The sequence below is a fragment of the Oceanitalea stevensii genome, from assembly GCF_014837105.1.
In the GTDB taxonomy this organism is placed as follows: Bacteria; Actinomycetota; Actinomycetes; order Actinomycetales; family Actinomycetaceae; genus Oceanitalea; species Oceanitalea stevensii.
In genome coordinates this window covers 149416-165195 of the sequence record NZ_JACSPO010000002.1, presented here as the reverse complement: position 1 = coordinate 165195, position 15780 = coordinate 149416, and the positions used below count along the sequence as shown (strand labels likewise).

Here is a 15780-nt window from a genome sequence, read left to right as displayed (position 1 = left end):
CTCCCTCCGGTCGGTCGGGCGGCCGGTGCCACCACGCCCGTGGTTCGGAGCCGGTCACCCGGCGGATGGGTCGGCACACCAGCGGGCGTCACCGCGGGCCGCACCGGATGATGGCGCCCATGACCGCTCTGCTGTGGCTGCGCCGCGACCTGCGCCTGCACGACCTGCCGGCCCTGCTCGCCGCCCACGAGGCGGGCGGGGAGGTGCTGCCCGTGTTCGTCGCGGACCCTGCGCTCCTCGCGTCGGCGGGGACGGTGCGCCTCGCCCACCTCGCCGCCGCCCTGACCGAGCTCGACGAGTCCTACGACGGCGCCGTCGTCGTCCGCGTCGGACGGCCGGAGGAGGAGATCCCCCGGCTCGTGCGCGAGGTCGGCGCCGGCAGCGTCCACGTCAGCCGGGAGACCACCCCGTACGGCCGCGAACGCGACGAGCGGACCGACCGCGCCCTGGGCGAGGTGCCGCTCGTCGCGACCGGCACCCCCTACGCCGTCGGGCCGGGGCTCGTGCGCAAGGCCGACGGCGGATCCTTCCAGGTCTTCACCCCGTTCTCCCGCGCCTGGCGGGAGCACGGCTGGCCACGGCCCGCGCCGCTGCCCGACGGCCTGCGCTGGCACCGCGGCGTCGAGTCCTCACCCCTCCCCTGGGGCGCGGGGTCGGACGTCAGCTGCGGCGAGACGTCGGCACACGCCCGCTGGGAGGAGTTCCTCGAGGAGGACCTCGAGGGATACGGCGACGGCCGCGACCGGCCCGACCTCGACGTCACCTCCCAGATGTCCGTGCACCTCAAGTACGGCACCATCCACCCGCGCACGATGCTCGCCGACATCGCCGCGCACCCGGCCGGGCGCACGGACGGCGCGCAGCGTTTCGTCACCGAGCTGTGCTGGCGCGAGTTCTACGCCGACGTCCTGTGGCACCGGCCGGAGTCCGCCTGGTCGGACCTGCGCGAGGACCTGCGCGGCATGGCGTACGCGGACGTCGACGGCGAGGCCGCGGACCACGTGCGGGCCTGGCAGGAGGGGCGGACGGGCTTCCCCTTCGTCGACGCGGGCATGCGGCAGCTGCTCGCCGAGGGGTGGATGCACAACCGGGTGCGGATGGTCGTCGCGAGCTTCCTCGTCAAGGACCTGCACGTGTGGTGGGGCCACGGGGCGCGGTACTTCCTCGAGCACCTGCGCGACGGCGACATCGCCTCCAACAACCACGGCTGGCAGTGGGTGGCGGGGACGGGCACCGACCCCGCCCCGTACTTCCGCGTCTTCAACCCCGTCACCCAGGGGGAGCGCTTCGACCCCGACGGCGCGTACGTCCGCCGCTACGTGCCGGAGCTGGCCCACGTCCAGGGCCGGGCGGCGCACCAGCCGTGGACCGTGCCGGACGGCCTTGCCCACGGCTATCCCGAGCGCATCGTCGACCACGCCGCGGAGCGGGTCGAGGCGCTGCGCCGCTACGAGGAGGCCAAGGGCAGCCGCTCCGGCAGGTGACATGACCCCACGCGAGATCCACGTGCAGCCCGTAGCGTGGCCCCGACGCCGACACCGCCCGTGAGGGCAGAGGAAAGGACACCGTGACGATGCGCAGCGTGCCCCTGGGACCGACCGACACCCTCGTCCCCAACGTCGTCGCCGGGATGATGCGTATCCGCGACAAGTCCGACGACGAGATCCGCAGCCTCTACCGCGCCGCCCGCGACTCCGGCGTCACCTTCTTCGACCACGCCGACATCTACGGCGGGCAGATGCACGCCTGCGAGGACCGGTTCGGCTCGGCGCTCGACCTGAGCCCGTCGGAGCGCGCGGAGGTCATCCTCCAGACGAAGACCGGCATCGTGCCCGCGGAGGGGTCCTACGACTCCTCCTACGACCACATCGTCTCCTCGGTGGAGGGCTCCCTGCGGGCGCTGCGCACCGACTACGTCGACGTCCTGCTCATCCACCGTCCCGACGCGCTCGTCGAGCCGGAGGAGGTGGCCCGCGCCTTCGACGAGCTCGAGCGGTCCGGCAAGGTCCGCGCGTTCGGGGTCTCCAACCACACGCCCCGCCAGATCGATCTCCTCCGCACGGCCGTGTGTCAGCCGATCGTCGCGAACCAGCTCCAGTTGTCCCTCTCGCACTCCGCGATCGTCACCCAGGGCCTGGCCGCCAACATGACGGTGGACGGCGCCGTCGTCCGCGACGGCGGCGGGGTCCTCGACTACTGCCGCATCCACGGCATCACCGTCCAGGCGTGGTCGCCGTTCCAGAAGCGCGACGGCAGCGGCGTCTTCCTCGGGGCGGAGGACCACCCCGAGCTGAACGCCGAGCTCGACCGCCTCGCGGCACGCTACGACGTCACGCCCCTCGCGATCGCGACGGCGTGGATCACGCGGCACCCCGCCGGCATGCAGGTGGTCCTGGGGACGACGACGCCGGAACGCGTCACGGCCGCGAGCGCCGGGTCCGACATCCCGCTCACACGGGCCGAGTGGTACGGCCTGGTCCGCGCCGCTGGGCACGCCGTTCCCTGACACCGCGACGCTCCCGTTGCGGCCGGGCGGGAGCGGGTCGAGCATGTGAGCCCGGAACCACCGACCGAGCAGGGGGACCGACGTGGCGTACCGATCCGTCGCCGACCAGGACGTCGCCGAGCTGGGTGGGGCGATCAGCGTCCTCGCCCGGCAGAAGAAGGACCACATCACGCTCGACCGCCTCCTCCACGAGCTGAACGGGTCGGCCGGGGAGGCCCAGGCGGCCGTGCTCACACGGATCTACCGCCTCGTCTTCCCCCACGCCTTCGCCGAGGAGTCGGTGCTCTGGCCGGTCATGCGCCGGAGCCTGCCCGACGGGCACGCGCTCACCCTCGAGGTCGAGCAGGAGCACCAGGAGGTCAACGAGCTCGTCACCCGCCTCGAGCAGCTCGACCTGGACGACCCCGCACGTGGGCCGTTGCTCGACCGGCTGACCGCGGTGCTCCGAGAGGACGTCCGGGACGAGGAGGACGAGCTGCTGCCGCGGCTGCAGGCCGTCACCGACCGGCGCACGCTGCGCCGGTTGGGCGTGTACTGGGAGCTCGTCCGGCGCACCGCCCCGACGCGCGCCCACCCGGTCGTGGCGCGCCGCCCGCCCGGCAACGTCCTGGCCGCCCTCCCGCTCACCGTGGTGGACCGGCTGCGCGACCTGCTCGACGTCGCGCGGCGCCACGGACCGGCGGCAGCGGCGGGAGCACTGCGCGGCGCGGACCGCGGGCTCGCCCGCGGCGCCGGCTGGATCGAGCGCATCCCGCTCCTGCGGATCGGGGAGGACCCCTCCACCCGGCGCGCGTGAGCGGTTCCCCGCCGCCCGGCGTCGTTGTGCCCGCGGCTCCGCGCTCGCTATGTTGCCCCCACGACGGCCACGAGGGCGTGACCGCACGACACGGGGATGACCACTCATGCGCAGATGGAGGCGTCCCTCCTCGGCACCCGCCGGGCCACGGTCCGCCCCTGGCCGCTCCGCGGTGCTGCTCCTGGCGTCCTGCCTCGCCCTGATGTCGACCGCGTGCTCACTGGGGGCGTCCAGCGCCCTGACCACGTCCGATGGTGGTACGGGTGAGGTGTGCGCCGTCACCGACACCGAGGGCCTCGCGACGATCGGCTGGGAACAGCTGTCCAACGTGTCGGACGCTCCCGTCGAGGTCCAGCGGATCGACTTCGGGACACCGAGCGTGGAGGTGGTGGAGTGGGCGATGTTCCCCCTGGAGTGGGAGGGCGGCGTCCTCAGGGGCGACCAGATGCCCGTGGACGAGGGCTCACGCACGATCGAGTCAGGCGCCACCGACCTCCTGGTGATGGTGCTGCGCCTGGACTCGACGAAGCCGTCTCCGGTCTCCGCTCCGAACGTCACCTACCTCGACGAAGGAGGCCGAGAAGGGTCGGTCGACCTCACCTGGTCGATCACGCTCATGCCACCGGGCCACGAGTGTGGCACTGCGGGCTGACCACCGATCCGGTCCTCGTCAGGGCCGGACGCCCCCTAGTGCGCCATGTCGTGGAACCGCGAGTAGTGGCCCTGGAACGCCACGGTGATCGTGTCGGTGGGACCGTTACGGTGCTTGGCCACGATGATGTCGGCCTCGCCCGGGCGGGTCTCCTTGTCGTAGGCGTCCTCGCGGTGGAGGAGCATGACCATGTCCGCGTCCTGCTCAAGGGAGCCGGACTCGCGGAGGTCGCTCATCGCCGGCTTCTTGTCGGTGCGCTGCTCGGGGCCACGGTTGAGCTGGGCGACGGCGATGACCGGCACCTCGAGCTCCTTGGCGAGGAGCTTGAGCGCACGGGAGAACTCCGAGACCTCCTGCTGCCGGGACTCCACCCGCTTGCCGGAGGACATGAGCTGGAGGTAGTCGACGACGATGAGGCGCAGGTCGTGGCGCTGCTTGAGGCGCCGCGCCTTGGCGCGGATCTCCATGAGCGACATGTTCGGGCTGTCGTCGATGAACAGCGGCGCCTCGGACACCCGGCTCATCGCCGCGGCCACCTTGGTCCAGTCCTCGTCGCGCATGGTGCCCTTGCGCATGTTCTGCAGCGGCACCCCGGCCTCCGCGGACAGCAGACGCATGGTCAGCTCGGTGCGGCCCATCTCGAGGGAGAAGATCACCGAGGTGAGCCCGTGCTTGATCGACGCCGAGCGGCACATGTCCAGCGACAGCGTACTTTTTCCAATGGCCGGCCGGGCAGCGATGATGATCATCTGGCCGCCGTGCAGGCCGTTCGTGAGCGTGTCGAGGTCGTTGAACCCGGTCGGGACACCGACCATGCCCTCCCCGCGGTTGGCGGCGTTCTCGATCTCCTCCATCGTGAGGTTGATCGTGTCGCGCAGCGGGACGTAGTCCTCGCTCGTGCGCTGCTCGGTGACGGCGTAGACCTCCGCCTGGGCGGAGTTGACGAGCTCGTCGACGTCCCCGCCGTCGGTCGCGTAGCCGAGCTGGGCGATGCGGGTGCCCGCCTCGACGAGACGCCGGAGCACCGCCTGGTCGCGCACGAGCCGGGCGTAGTAGCCGGCGTTGGCCGCGGTGGGCACCGAGGCGATGAGGGTGTGGAGGTAGGCGGCGCCGCCCACCCGGCCCAGCTCGCCGCGCCGCCCGAGCTCGGCGGCCACGGTGACGGCGTCGGCCGGCTCACCGCGGCCGTAGAGGTCGATGATCGCGTCGTAGACGAGCTCGTGCGCGGGCCGGTAGAAGTCCGGTCCCCGCAGCTCCTCGACGACGTCGGCGATGGCGTCCTTGGACAGGAGCATGCCGCCGAGCACGCTCTGCTCCGCGGCGAGGTCCTGCGGCGGCGTGCGGTCGTAGAGCTCGCGCCCACCCCGTCCGGACTCGAGGACCCGGTCGTCCAGATCAGTCATCGTCACCCTCCTGCTCCTGGTCTATCGCGGACCACTGACATGCCCCGGTCCGCGTCGACCCAGACGGGCCGGCGGCGCACCCGAGAGGTGCGCCACGCGCGCGATGACCTGCCCGTGCACCGTACGGTGCACAGGCGCACGGATCCATCCACGGGTGTGGACAACCCTGGGGACAGATGGTGGATAGGGCTGGCCCCTCCGTGCACAGGCGGTGGACAATCATGTGGATAACACCCGTGCAACTCTCCCGAACTCCCGGAATCGCGCGGGTCGGCTCGTGCACACAGTGTGGAAGGAAATTGGTCGGCACATTGGTGGACAACCCACGGCGCGCTGGGGACAGTGGGCGATCCCTCGACCGGCAGATCCTCTCCCTGGCCGTCCCCGCCCTCGGGGCGCTCGTCGCCGAGCCGCTCTTCGTCCTCGTCGACTCCGTCATGGTCGGCCGCCTCGGCACCGCCGAGCTCGCGGGCCTGTCCCTGTCCTCCACCCTCCTCGTCTCCACCGTCGGCGTCTTCGTCTTCCTCGCCTACGCCACCACGGCGGCCACCGCCCGCCGCATCGGTGCGGGTGACCGGGCGGGCGCCGTCACGGCCGGCGTCGACGGCATGTGGCTCGCCCTGGGCCTCGGCGTCCTCACCGCGGCGCTCCTCGGCGCCGGTGCGCCGTGGATCGTCAGTGCCCTCGGCGCGGGGGACGCCGTCACGCCCCACGCCGTCGCCTACCTGCAGTACTCGGCCGGCGGGCTGCCCGGCATGCTCGTCGTCCTCGCGGCCACCGGCACCCTGCGCGGCCTCCTCGACACGCGCACGCCGCTCGTCGTCGCCACGGCGGGGGCCGCCGTCAACGTCGCCCTCAACGCCGTGTTCATCTACGGCCTCGACATGGGCGTGGCCGGGTCCGGGCTCGGCACGGCGATCGCCCAGACGCTCATGGCACTCGCCCTCGCCGTCGTCGTCCTCCGCGGCGCCCGCGGCCTGTCCGTCTCCCTGCGCCCTCGAGCAGCGGGGATCTGGGCCAACGCACGCGCCGGGACACCGCTGCTCGTGCGCACCGTGAGCCTGCGCGTGGCCATCCTCCTCACCGTCGTCACCGCGACCGCCCTGGGGGCCGTGCCGCTCGCCGCCCACCAGGTCGTCAACTCGCTGTGGGGGCTCGCGGCCTTCGCCATGGACGCCCTCGCCATCGCCGCGCAGGCGATGGTCGGTCAGGGGCTCGGCGCGGGCGACACCTCCCGGGTCCGTGCCGTGCTGCGCCGCACGCTGCAGTGGGGGGTCGGCGCGGGCGCCGTCATCGGCGTCGTCATCGCCGGCGGCGGCTGGTGGATCACCACCCTCTTCACCACCGACCCGCAGGTCCGCTCGGCCGCGGCCGTCGCGCTCGTCGTCACCGGACTGCTCATGCCGATGGCCGGGTGGGTGTTCGTGCTCGACGGCGTGCTCATCGGGGCGGGCGACGGCACCTTCCTCGCGTGGGCCGGCGTCGTCACGCTCGTCGTCTACGTCCCACTGCTCGCGGCCGTGTGGGCCTGGGCGCCGCACGACGGCGTGGGCCTGGCCTGGCTGTGGGCGGCCTTCGCGGGGGGCTTCATGGCCGCCCGCGCGCTCACCACGGGGCTGCGCGCCCGCGGCGAGAGGTGGATGGTCCTCGGCGCAGCCTAGGTGTGGCCTTGTGGACCTCAGAGGACGCGGACCCCACACCTGAGCCCGGCAGCCGGGAACGCGCGAGGCGCCGGCCGGCGGTCTCCCACCGGCCGGCGCCTCGAGTACGGCTAGGGCCTGGTCAGGCCTCGACGACCTGGACCGTGAGGTTGGCCTGGACGTCGGCGTGCAGGCGAACCTGCACACGGTGCTCGCCGAGCGACTTGATCGGGTTGGTGACCTCGATCTTGCGCTTGTCGATCGCCGGACCGCCGGCAGCCTTGACCGCGTCGGCGATCTCGCCGGTGGTCACGGAGCCGAACAGGCGGCCGCCGGAGCCGGCGCGCACGGCGACGACGACCGGCTTGGACTGCAGCGAGTCGCGCGCCGCGCGGGCGTCCTCGACCGTGGAGATCTCGCGGGCCTTGCGGGCCTTGCGGATCTGGTCGATCTGCTTCTGCGCGCCCTTGGTCCAGGCGGTCGCCAGGCCACGGGGAACGAGGTAGTTGCGGGCGTAGCCGTCCTTGACCTCGACGACGTCGCCTGCCTCGCCGAGGCCGGTGACCTCGTGGGTGAGAATGAGCTTGGCCATTGTGTGTCTCCCTTAGGTCAGCGAGCGGAGCTCGCGTAGGGCAGCAGGGCCATCTCGCGGGCGTTCTTGACTGCCTTGGCGATGGCGCGCTGCTCCTGGACGGACACACCGGTCACTCGACGCGCACGGATCTTCCCGCGGTCGGAGATGAACTTGCGCAGCAGCGCGGTGTCCTTGTAGTCGATGCCCTCGACCTTGGCCGACTTCAGCGGGTTGGCCTTCTTCTTGCCGGGCTTGCGAAGTACGGGCTTCGCCATGATGTGCTCCTTGGGTTCTTCATGCGCGGCTCACGCCACGCTGTACGTCTGATCAGAAGGGGGGCTCGTCACCGAACGAGCTCGACCCACCCGTGGCCCACGGGTCGTCGGCCTGGCCGCCGGCCGGCTGGCCGAAGCCGCCGCCCTGCTGGCCGCCACCGAAGCCACCGCTCTGCTGGCCACCGAAACCGCCACCCTGCTGGCCGCCGCCGCCACCGCCGCCGAAGCCGCCCCCGCCGCCGCCACCGCGCTGCGTGCGCGTGACCTTGGCCGTGGCGTAGCGGAGGGACGGAGCGACCTCGTCGACCTGCATCTCGACGACGGTGCGCTTCTCGCCCTCACGGGTCTCGAAGGACCGCTGGACGAGGCGCCCCTGGACGATGACGCGGTTGCCCTTGGCGAGCGACTCGGCGACGTTCTCCGCCGCCTCCCGCCACACCGAGCAGCGCATGAACAGCGTCTCGCCGTCCTTCCACTCGTTGGACTGCCGGTCGAACGTCCGCGGCGTCGAGGCCACGGTGAAGCTCGCGACGGCCGCACCGGAGGGGGTGAAGCGCAGCTCGGGGTCAGCCGTGAGGTTGCCCACCACGGTGATGACGGTCTCGCCTGCCATGTCGGTCTCCTCTAGGGGTCAGGGGGTGGTCGGGATGCTCAGTGAGCGTCCGGACGGATGAGCTTGGTGCGCAGGACGGACTCGTTGAGCCCGAGCTGGCGGTCGAGCTCCTGGGCGAGCTCCGGCGTCGCCGTCATGTTGACGACGGCGTAGATGCCCTCGGAACGCTTGTTGATCTCGTAGGCAAGACGACGCTTACCCCAGATGTCGACCTTGTCGACCTGGCCCCCACCGGTCGTGATGACCGAGAGCAGCTTGTCGAGCGACGGGGCGACGGTGCGCTCGTCGACCTCCGGGTCGAGGATGATCATCAGCTCGTACTGGCGCATGCTTATACCCACCTCCTCTGGACTTGGCGGTCACGGACGGTCCGTGACAGGAGGGTGATGCGATTGCGGCTACGGACGGGTACGCAGGTACGCACCGGCCGCGGCCAACGCACCACTCTAACGTACGACGACGTGCTCCCGGAGCGTCATCCACATCACCTTCGGGCGCACAATGGCGCCCATGACCACGCGCGGCTTCACCTCCGACAACGCCTCCGGCGCCCACCCGGCCGTTCTCGCCGCCCTCGCCGCGGCCGCCGAGGGCCACGCGCCGTCCTACGGCGCCGACCCCGTCACCGCGGCCCTCGACGCCCGCGCGCGGGAGGTCTTCGGCCCCGACGCGACGATCCTGCCGGTCTTCAACGGGACGGGCGCCAACGTCGTCGCGCTCGGGGCGATGCTGCAGAAGTGGGACGCCGTCCTCACCTCCGAGCACGCCCACCTCGCCACGGACGAGTCGACCGCTCCCCAGCTCGTCGCCGGCGCCGCCGTGCGCACGCTCCCGGCGCCGGACGGGAAGGTCGACGTCGCGGACGTCGCCGCAGTCCTCGCCGCCGACGACGGCAGCGTCCACCACGCCCGCCCCGCCGCCCTGTCCCTCACCCAGAGCACCGAGCTCGGCACGGTCTACCGGCCCGAGGAGCTCGCCGGCCTCGTCGCGGCCGCGCACGGCCACGGCGCCTCCGTCCACGTCGACGGCGCCCGCCTGGCCAACGCGGCCGCCCGGCTCGGCACCTCCCTCGCCGCGCTCACGACGGCGCATGGCGTGGACGTCGTCTCGTTCGGCGCGACGAAGAACGGGGCGCTGTTCGGGGACGCGATCGTCGTGCTCGACCCGGCGCTCGTGGAGCCGGTCGCCCGGCTGCGCAAGGCCTCCACCCAGCTGGCCTCGAAGATGCGCTTCGTCTCCGCGCAGCTCCTCGCGCTGCTCACCGACGAGCTGTGGCGCACGACGGCGCAGCACGCCAACGACGCCGCCGACCACCTCGCCGCGCTGCTGCGCTCGGAGCTCGGCCTCGAGCCGGTCCACCCGGTGGAGGCCAACGCCGTGTTCCTGCCGGTGCCGCCGGCGGCGGTCGGAGCGGTCACGGCGCAGCTCCCGGTGCTCGCGTGGGACCGGCCCGCGGGCGTGCTGCGGGCGGTGTGCTCCTTCGACACCACCGAGGAGGACGTCCAGGCTCTCGTCAGCGGCTTGGTGCGCATCCTGGGCTGACGCTGCGCCAGGGAGCGTGCCACGAAGCGCCCCGCCCGGAACGTGGCGCACGGCCCACGGCCTGGCGCCCGCCTCTCACGGCCCCGGTGGCGACACCGCACGCGCCCGCGCGCGGCCGGCCCCGGAGACGCCGAGAGCACAGCCCCGGAAGGAGCTGTGCTCTCGTGCGTGCGTGCGTCCGGATCAGCCGCCCGGTGGGCGCTGACCGCCCTGACCGCCGCCGGGGCGGCCGGGCTGGCCGCCGGTGTCGCCGTCGCCCCCACCCCCGGGCGGCCGGGGCGTGGATGGTGCCGTCGGTTCCTGGGTCGGCTCCTCGGTGGGCTCCTCGGTCGGCTCCTCCGTCGTCGGCTCCGGCTCGGGCTCCGGCTCCTCGGTCGTCGGCTCCTCCGTCGTCGGCTCCTCGGTCGGCTCCTCGGTCGTCGGCTCCTCCGTCTCCTCGGGCTCCGGCTCGAACTCCGGCTCGGGGGCGGGCGGCGGCGGCACGTACGTCGGCTCCGGCGGGGCCGGGCGCTCGGGGAACTCCTCCACCGGTTCGCCCTCGAGGACCGTGGCCATGAAGTCGCGCCACATCGTCGTCGGGTAGGTCGAGCCGGTGATCGACGCGTACTCCCCGAAGGGCGTGAGGGACTCCTCGGTCCCGTCCTCGCCCACCTGGTACATCGCCACGACGGTGGCCAGCTGCGGGGTGAAGCCGGCGAACCACGCCGAGCGGCCCTCGTTCGAGGTGCCGGTCTTGCCCGCCGCGGGCCGGCCGAGGTCGTTGGCGCGCACGCCGGTGCCCTCGTTGATCACCGAGGTCATCGCGTAGGTCGCCTCGGCCATGACGTCCGGCTCGAAGACCTCCGTGCCGTTGGAGGTGCCGGCGTAGATGACGTTGCCGTCCGCGTCGGTCACCTCGGCGACGATGTACGGGTTGTGCCGCACCCCCTGCGCGGCGAAGGTCGCGTAGGCGCGGGCGACGTCGATCGGGTGCGGGGACGCCGGGCCGAGGACGTTGGAGGGGACGGGCTCGAGGCCGGCCGTGTCCTCCGGGAGGCCCGCGGCGACGGCGGCCTCGACCGACCGCTCCGGGCCGACCTCCATGTTGAGGAGCGAGTAGGTCGTGTTGACGGACTGCTCGGTCGCCTCGACGAGGTCGATGTAGCCACGGTCGAAGTCGTCGTAGTTGTTGACCGGCTTCTCGAAGCCCTCGATCTCCATCGGCGTGTAGCTCGGGTAGGTCTGGCTCAGGGGGATGCCGTCCTCGAGGGCGGCGACGAGCGTGAACGGCTTGAAGGTCGAGCCCGCCTGGGCCACGTCCTGCGTGGCGGCGTTGCGCGGCTGGGACACGAAGTCCGGCCCGCCGTAGAGCGCGACGATCTGCCCGGACCCGGGGTCGATCGACACGAGCGCCACCCGGTTGCCGTCGGGGCGGTCCTCCGGCAGCGCGTCCACGACCTCGACCGCCGCCTCCTGGGCCTGCGGGTCGATCGTCGTCGTCACCCGCAGGCCGAGGGTGTCGATCTCCTCGTCCGTGAGGCCGGCCTTGTTGACCAGCTCGCGGCGGGCCATGTCGAGGAGGTAGCCGTTGGGCCCGGCGTAGGTGTCGGAGCGCACGTGCTCGACCGTCTCGGGGAAGGTCTGCTCGTCGGCCTCCTCCTGGGTGATCCAGCCGTCGCGGACCATGAACTCCAGGGTGCGTGCCCACCGCTCCTCGGCGCGCTCCGGGTCGATGGCCGGGTCCCACGCGCTCGGCGCGGGGATCACCCCGGCGAGCAGCGCGGACTCGGAGAGGGTGAGCTCGGCGGCCGGCTTGTCGAAGTAGGCCTGCGCCGCGGTCTCGATGCCGTAGGCGTTGCGACCGAAGTAGATGGTGTTGAGGTAGTCGCCGAGGATCTCGTCCTTGGACAGCTCGCGGTCGATCTTGAGCGCGAGGATCGCCTCACGGAACTTGCCGACGTAGCTCGTCGTCGTGCCGATGTAGTAGCGCTCGACGTACTGCTGGGTCAGCGTCGACCCGCCCTGGGTCGGGTTGCCGCGCAGGTTGTTGACGAGCGCGCGGCCGATGGCGATCGGGTCGATGCCGACGTTCTCGTAGAAGCGCCGGTCCTCCGAGGCGACGACGGCGTTGCCCACGTGGGCGGGCAGCGTGCTCGGGTCGATGATCTCGCGGTTGTACTCCGCGAAGCTGCCCATCTCCGTCTCGTCGTCGGCGAAGTAGACGTGCGTGCCCTGCGCCTGGGAGAAGTCGCCCGGCTCGGGGATCTCGGTCGTGACGTAGGCGGCGGCGAAGACGCCGACGACGATCGCGACGCCCGTCACGACGGCGCCCAGCACCACCCGCCAGCTCGGCAGCCAGCGCCGGATCGGCCCCTTGCCCGAGCGTGGGTAGTCGAAGCGGCGCTTGCGGCCCTTCGTCGTGGCGCTGCTCCGGCGTCCCGGCTCCTTTGTGGCCGCCACGCGTCTCCTCCTCGGCTGCGGTGTGCCGGGCATGTGTGCCCGGCGACCCCCAAGTATGCGGTACCGACCCTGCCGCACCCCGGGACGGTGCGCTCGTCCAGGGTGCCTTTCACACGATCCGCCCAGACTCTCCGCGGGTCTCGACGAAGCCCCTCACACGCGACGAGGACGCACCTCCCGGTCGGGTGGTGCGTCCTCGTCGTCGCGGGGTCAGCGCTCGAGCTGGCCCGCGATGAAGGCCTCGACGTCGGCGCGCGCCGTGTCGTCGTTCCGCTGCTCCGGCGGGGACTTCATGAAGTAGCTCGAGGCGGACAGGAGCGGGCCGCCGATGCCACGGTCCAGGGCGATCTTCGCGGCGCGGATCGCGTCGATGATGATGCCCGCGGAGTTCGGGGAGTCCCACACCTCGAGCTTGTACTCGAGGTTGAGCGGCACCTCGCCGAAGGCCTTGCCCTCGAGACGGACGTAGGCCCACTTGCGGTCGTCGAGCCACTGGACGTAGTCGCTGGGGCCGATGTGGACGTTGCGGGCGCTGAGCTCGCCCGTCATGTTCGAGGTGACGGCCTGCGTCTTGGAGATCTTCTTGGACTCGAGGCGGTCGCGCTCGAGCATGTTCTTGAAGTCCATGTTGCCGCCGACGTTGAGCTGGTAGGTGCGCTCCAGGCGCACACCACGGTCCTCGAAGAGCTTGGCGAGCACGCGGTGGGTGATGGTGGCGCCCACCTGGGACTTGATGTCGTCACCGACGATCGGCACGCCCGCGGCCGTGAACTTGTCGGCCCACTCCTTGGTGCCGGCGATGAAGACGGGCAGGGCGTTGACGAAGGCGACGCCGGCGTCGAGGGCGCACTGCGCGTAGAAGCGGGCGGCCTCCTCCGAGCCCACCGGCAGGTAGCAGACGAGGACGTCGACCTGGGCGTCCTTGAGGGCGGCGACGACGTCGACCGGCTCCGCGTCGGACTCGTCGACCATCTCCTGGTAGTACTTGCCCAGGCCGTCGAGGGTGTGGCCGCGCTGGACCGTGACCCCGGTGGCCGGGACGTCGCAGAGCTTGATGGTGTTGTTCTCACTCGCGTTGATCGCCTCGGCGAGGTCGAGGCCGACCTTCTTCGCGTCGACGTCGAAGGCGGCGACGAACTCGACGTCACGCACGTGGTAGTCCCCGAAGGTCACGTGCATGAGGCCGGGGACGGTGGTCTCCGGGTCGGCGTCGGCGTAGAAGCGCACGCCCTGGACCAGGGAGGACGCACAGTTGCCGACGCCCACGATGGCTACGCGGATTGAACTCATTCTTGCTCCTTGTGGGTGGGGGGTGCGGGCGGGTCGCCCGCGGGTCCGGGTGATCGGAGGTCGAGGGCACCGGGGGTGCCCCGTTCGGTGTCGATGAGGTTCTCCAGCCACTCGACCTCGCGCTCGACCTGCTCCAGGCCGTGCCGGGCGAGCTCGGCGGTGTAGGCGTCCATCCGGTCGCGGGTGCGCTGGGTGGACTCGCGCAGCAGGGACAGCCGCTCGACCATCCGCGCGTGGCGCCCCTCGAGGATCCGCAGGCGGGTGCGCGCGTCGGTGGTGGCGAAGAGGGTGAAGCGGACGTCGAAGGCCTCGTCCTCCCACGCGGCGGGGTCCGCCGTCGCGAGGGTCGCGGCCAGGCGTTCCCGGCCCGCAGCGGTGAGCTCGTAGACGATGCGGCCCCGGCGCCCGGCGAGCGGGTGGGGCAGGGAGCCGGTGGGCGCCTCGGCGATGAGGCCGGCCTCGGTGAGGCGGCGCAGCGCGGGGTAGAGGGAGCCGTAGGACAGGGTGCGGAAGGCGCCGAGCTGCGCACTCAGCTGCCGGCGCAGCTCGTAGCCGTGCATGGGCGCGCTGCCGAGCTGGCCGAGGATCGCGAGCTCGAGGACCTCCGCACGGGTGCTCATGCGCTCTCCTCCCCCTCTGACCGGTCGCCGCGATGTATCGCACCGATATATCTCGCCGAGCGTAGCGCACTCGGGAGGCCGGTCGGCCGCGGGATAGCCTGCACCGGTGAGCATCCCCGCCGACCTGCGCACCCTCGCCGTCCACCCCGGCTTCCGGAAGCTCTTCGCCGTCCGGCTCGTCTCCCAGTGCGGTGACGGCATGTTCCAGGTGGGCCTGGCCACCCTGTTCTTCTTCAACCCCGCCAACATGGCCACCGCCTCGGGCGTCGCGGCCGCCTTCGCGGTCCTCCTCCTGCCCTTCACCGTGGTGGGCCCCTTCGCCGGGCCGCTGCTCGACCGGTGGAGCCGCCGTCAGGTGCTGCTCGTCGGCAACGCCGTGCGTGTGGTGCTCGCCCTCCTCCTCGCCGTCCTCATCGGGACCGCGGGCGTGTCCGTGGTCGTCTACGTCCTCGCCCTCGTCACCCTCGGCGTCAACCGCTTCCTCCTCGCGGCGCTCTCGGCGGGCCTCCCGCGCGTCGTCCCGCGCGAGCAGCTCCTCATGGCCAACACGCTGACGCCCACCCTGGGCGCCGTGTCCGCCGTCGCCGGTGGTGGCATCGGGTTCGTCACCGGGCTGCTCGTGCCCACCGCCGCGAAGAACTCCGCCGCGCTCGTCGCCGCGGCGCTCCTCTTCGCCGCCGCGTCGGCCCTCGCCCTGCGGCTGCGCCGGGGCGAGCTCGGCCCCACCGTCCGGCCCCGCACCGGCGTCGCCGTGGCGATCCGGCAGACCGTCTCGGACCTCGCCGACGGCGCGCGCTACCTCGTCCGCCGCGGCACCCCGGGCCTGGGGCTGGGCGTCATGGCGCTCCACCGCTTCCTCTACGGCGTCAACTTCATCGCGCTCATCCTCATCTCCCGCAACCTCCTGTCCGACCCGGCCGACGCCGGAGCCGGGCTGGCCACCTTCGCGCTCCTCGGCGGCATCTCCTTCGCCGGCAACGGCCTCGCCATCGTCCTCACGCCGCTCGCACACGAGCGGATGTCGCCCTCGCGGTGGATCGTCGTGTGCCTCGCGATCGGGGGCCTGAGCCAGGCGCTGCTCGTCACCACCCCGGAGCTCGTCGTCGTCGCCGTCTCGGCGGTGCTCCTCGGCCTGAGCGTCCAGGGCGCGAAGATCGCGGTCGACACGGTCGTCCACCGCGACACCCACGACGACTACCGCGGCCGCGCCTTCTCGCTCTACGACGTCCTGTACAACGCGGCCTTCGTCGCGGCCGCCGCGCTCGGCGCCTGGGCGCTGCCGGACACCGGCTGGTCCCGCGTCGTCTTCGCCGTCCTCGCCGTCGTCTACCTCGCCGTCTCGCTCGGCTACAGCGCGGGGACCCACCGGCTCGCCGACGCTCCGCGCCCGGTCCACGCGAGCGAGCGGGACGGGTCCGCGACCTGAGCCG

Annotated in this window: 15 protein-coding genes; 7 read left to right on the top strand and 8 right to left on the bottom strand. The window is 72.4% G+C overall.

The features are described 5' to 3' along the window. The first annotated feature begins 119 nt into the window (after positions 1 to 119). From H9624_RS06890 to H9624_RS06875, 4 genes are all read left to right on the top strand, one after another. Positions 120 to 1484, top strand: coding sequence for a cryptochrome/photolyase family protein (locus tag H9624_RS06890; RefSeq protein ID WP_251839147.1), 1365 nt, complete (start codon positions 120 to 122; stop codon positions 1482 to 1484). A gap of 89 nt (positions 1485 to 1573) precedes the next feature. After that, positions 1574 to 2506 carry an aldo/keto reductase gene (locus tag H9624_RS06885; RefSeq protein ID WP_251839284.1) on the top strand — a complete coding sequence of 311 codons (933 nt, stop codon included), beginning with the start codon at positions 1574 to 1576 and terminating at the stop codon, positions 2504 to 2506. 82 nt (positions 2507 to 2588) lie between these two features. Continuing rightward, the gene (locus tag H9624_RS06880; protein WP_251839146.1) at positions 2589 to 3302 is read left to right on the top strand and encodes a hemerythrin domain-containing protein; all 714 of its coding nucleotides are present in this window, start codon (positions 2589 to 2591) and stop codon (positions 3300 to 3302) included. Positions 3303 to 3570: 268 nt separating this feature from the next. Beyond that, a complete protein-coding gene (locus tag H9624_RS06875; protein WP_251839145.1) occupies positions 3571 to 3954 on the top strand; it encodes a hypothetical protein in 384 nt (127 codons plus the stop codon). A 35-nt stretch (positions 3955 to 3989) separates the two neighbouring features. Here H9624_RS06875 and dnaB read toward each other — a convergent pair whose 3' ends face one another. Then, positions 3990 to 5357 carry a replicative DNA helicase gene (gene dnaB, locus H9624_RS06870; RefSeq protein WP_251839144.1) on the bottom strand — a complete coding sequence of 456 codons (1368 nt, stop codon included), beginning with the start codon at positions 5355 to 5357 and terminating at the stop codon, positions 3990 to 3992. 314 nt (positions 5358 to 5671) lie between these two features. On the opposite strand from dnaB, the gene H9624_RS06865 reads away from it, so the two are divergent. Continuing rightward, a complete protein-coding gene (locus H9624_RS06865; protein ID WP_251839143.1) occupies positions 5672 to 7018 on the top strand; it encodes an MATE family efflux transporter in 1347 nt (448 codons plus the stop codon). 121 nt (positions 7019 to 7139) lie between these two features. On the opposite strand, the gene rplI is transcribed toward H9624_RS06865, so the two are convergent. From rplI to rpsF, 4 genes are read right to left on the bottom strand one after another with little or no spacing between them, the layout of a single operon-like run. Then, positions 7140 to 7589 (bottom strand): 50S ribosomal protein L9, encoded by a 450-nt coding sequence (gene rplI / locus H9624_RS06860; protein WP_251839142.1) that lies wholly within the window; start codon positions 7587 to 7589, stop codon positions 7140 to 7142. Positions 7590 to 7606: 17 nt separating this feature from the next. Beyond that, the gene (gene rpsR / locus H9624_RS06855; protein WP_110853882.1) at positions 7607 to 7846 is read right to left on the bottom strand and encodes a 30S ribosomal protein S18; all 240 of its coding nucleotides are present in this window, start codon (positions 7844 to 7846) and stop codon (positions 7607 to 7609) included. A gap of 52 nt (positions 7847 to 7898) precedes the next feature. Next, positions 7899 to 8459 carry a single-stranded DNA-binding protein gene (locus H9624_RS06850; protein WP_251839141.1) on the bottom strand — a complete coding sequence of 187 codons (561 nt, stop codon included), beginning with the start codon at positions 8457 to 8459 and terminating at the stop codon, positions 7899 to 7901. A 38-nt stretch (positions 8460 to 8497) separates the two neighbouring features. Next, entirely contained in the window at positions 8498 to 8788 is a 291-nt protein-coding gene (gene rpsF, locus H9624_RS06845; RefSeq protein WP_251839140.1) for a 30S ribosomal protein S6, read from the bottom strand. Positions 8789 to 8969: 181 nt separating this feature from the next. On the opposite strand from rpsF, the gene H9624_RS06840 reads away from it, so the two are divergent. Beyond that, the gene (locus tag H9624_RS06840; RefSeq protein WP_251839139.1) at positions 8970 to 10001 is read left to right on the top strand and encodes a threonine aldolase family protein; all 1032 of its coding nucleotides are present in this window, start codon (positions 8970 to 8972) and stop codon (positions 9999 to 10001) included. 183 nt (positions 10002 to 10184) lie between these two features. Here the strand turns inward: H9624_RS06840 and H9624_RS06835 are convergent, their stop codons facing one another. From H9624_RS06835 to H9624_RS06825, 3 genes are all read right to left on the bottom strand, one after another. Beyond that, on the bottom strand, positions 10185 to 12440 hold the full coding sequence (locus H9624_RS06835; RefSeq protein ID WP_251839138.1) for a transglycosylase domain-containing protein: 2256 nt from the start codon (positions 12438 to 12440) through the stop codon (positions 10185 to 10187). A 210-nt stretch (positions 12441 to 12650) separates the two neighbouring features. Then, positions 12651 to 13730, bottom strand: coding sequence for an inositol-3-phosphate synthase (locus H9624_RS06830; RefSeq protein ID WP_251839137.1), 1080 nt, complete (start codon positions 13728 to 13730; stop codon positions 12651 to 12653). Next, positions 13727 to 14350 (bottom strand): PadR family transcriptional regulator, encoded by a 624-nt coding sequence (locus H9624_RS06825; protein ID WP_251839136.1) that lies wholly within the window; start codon positions 14348 to 14350, stop codon positions 13727 to 13729. Before H9624_RS06825 ends, H9624_RS06830 begins: the two co-directional genes overlap by 4 nt. Before the next feature lie 106 nt (positions 14351 to 14456). Between H9624_RS06825 and H9624_RS06820 the strand changes: the two genes are divergently transcribed. Beyond that, a complete protein-coding gene (locus tag H9624_RS06820) occupies positions 14457 to 15776 on the top strand; it encodes an MFS transporter (RefSeq protein WP_251839135.1) in 1320 nt (439 codons plus the stop codon). Positions 15777 to 15780: the final 4 nt, after the last annotated feature.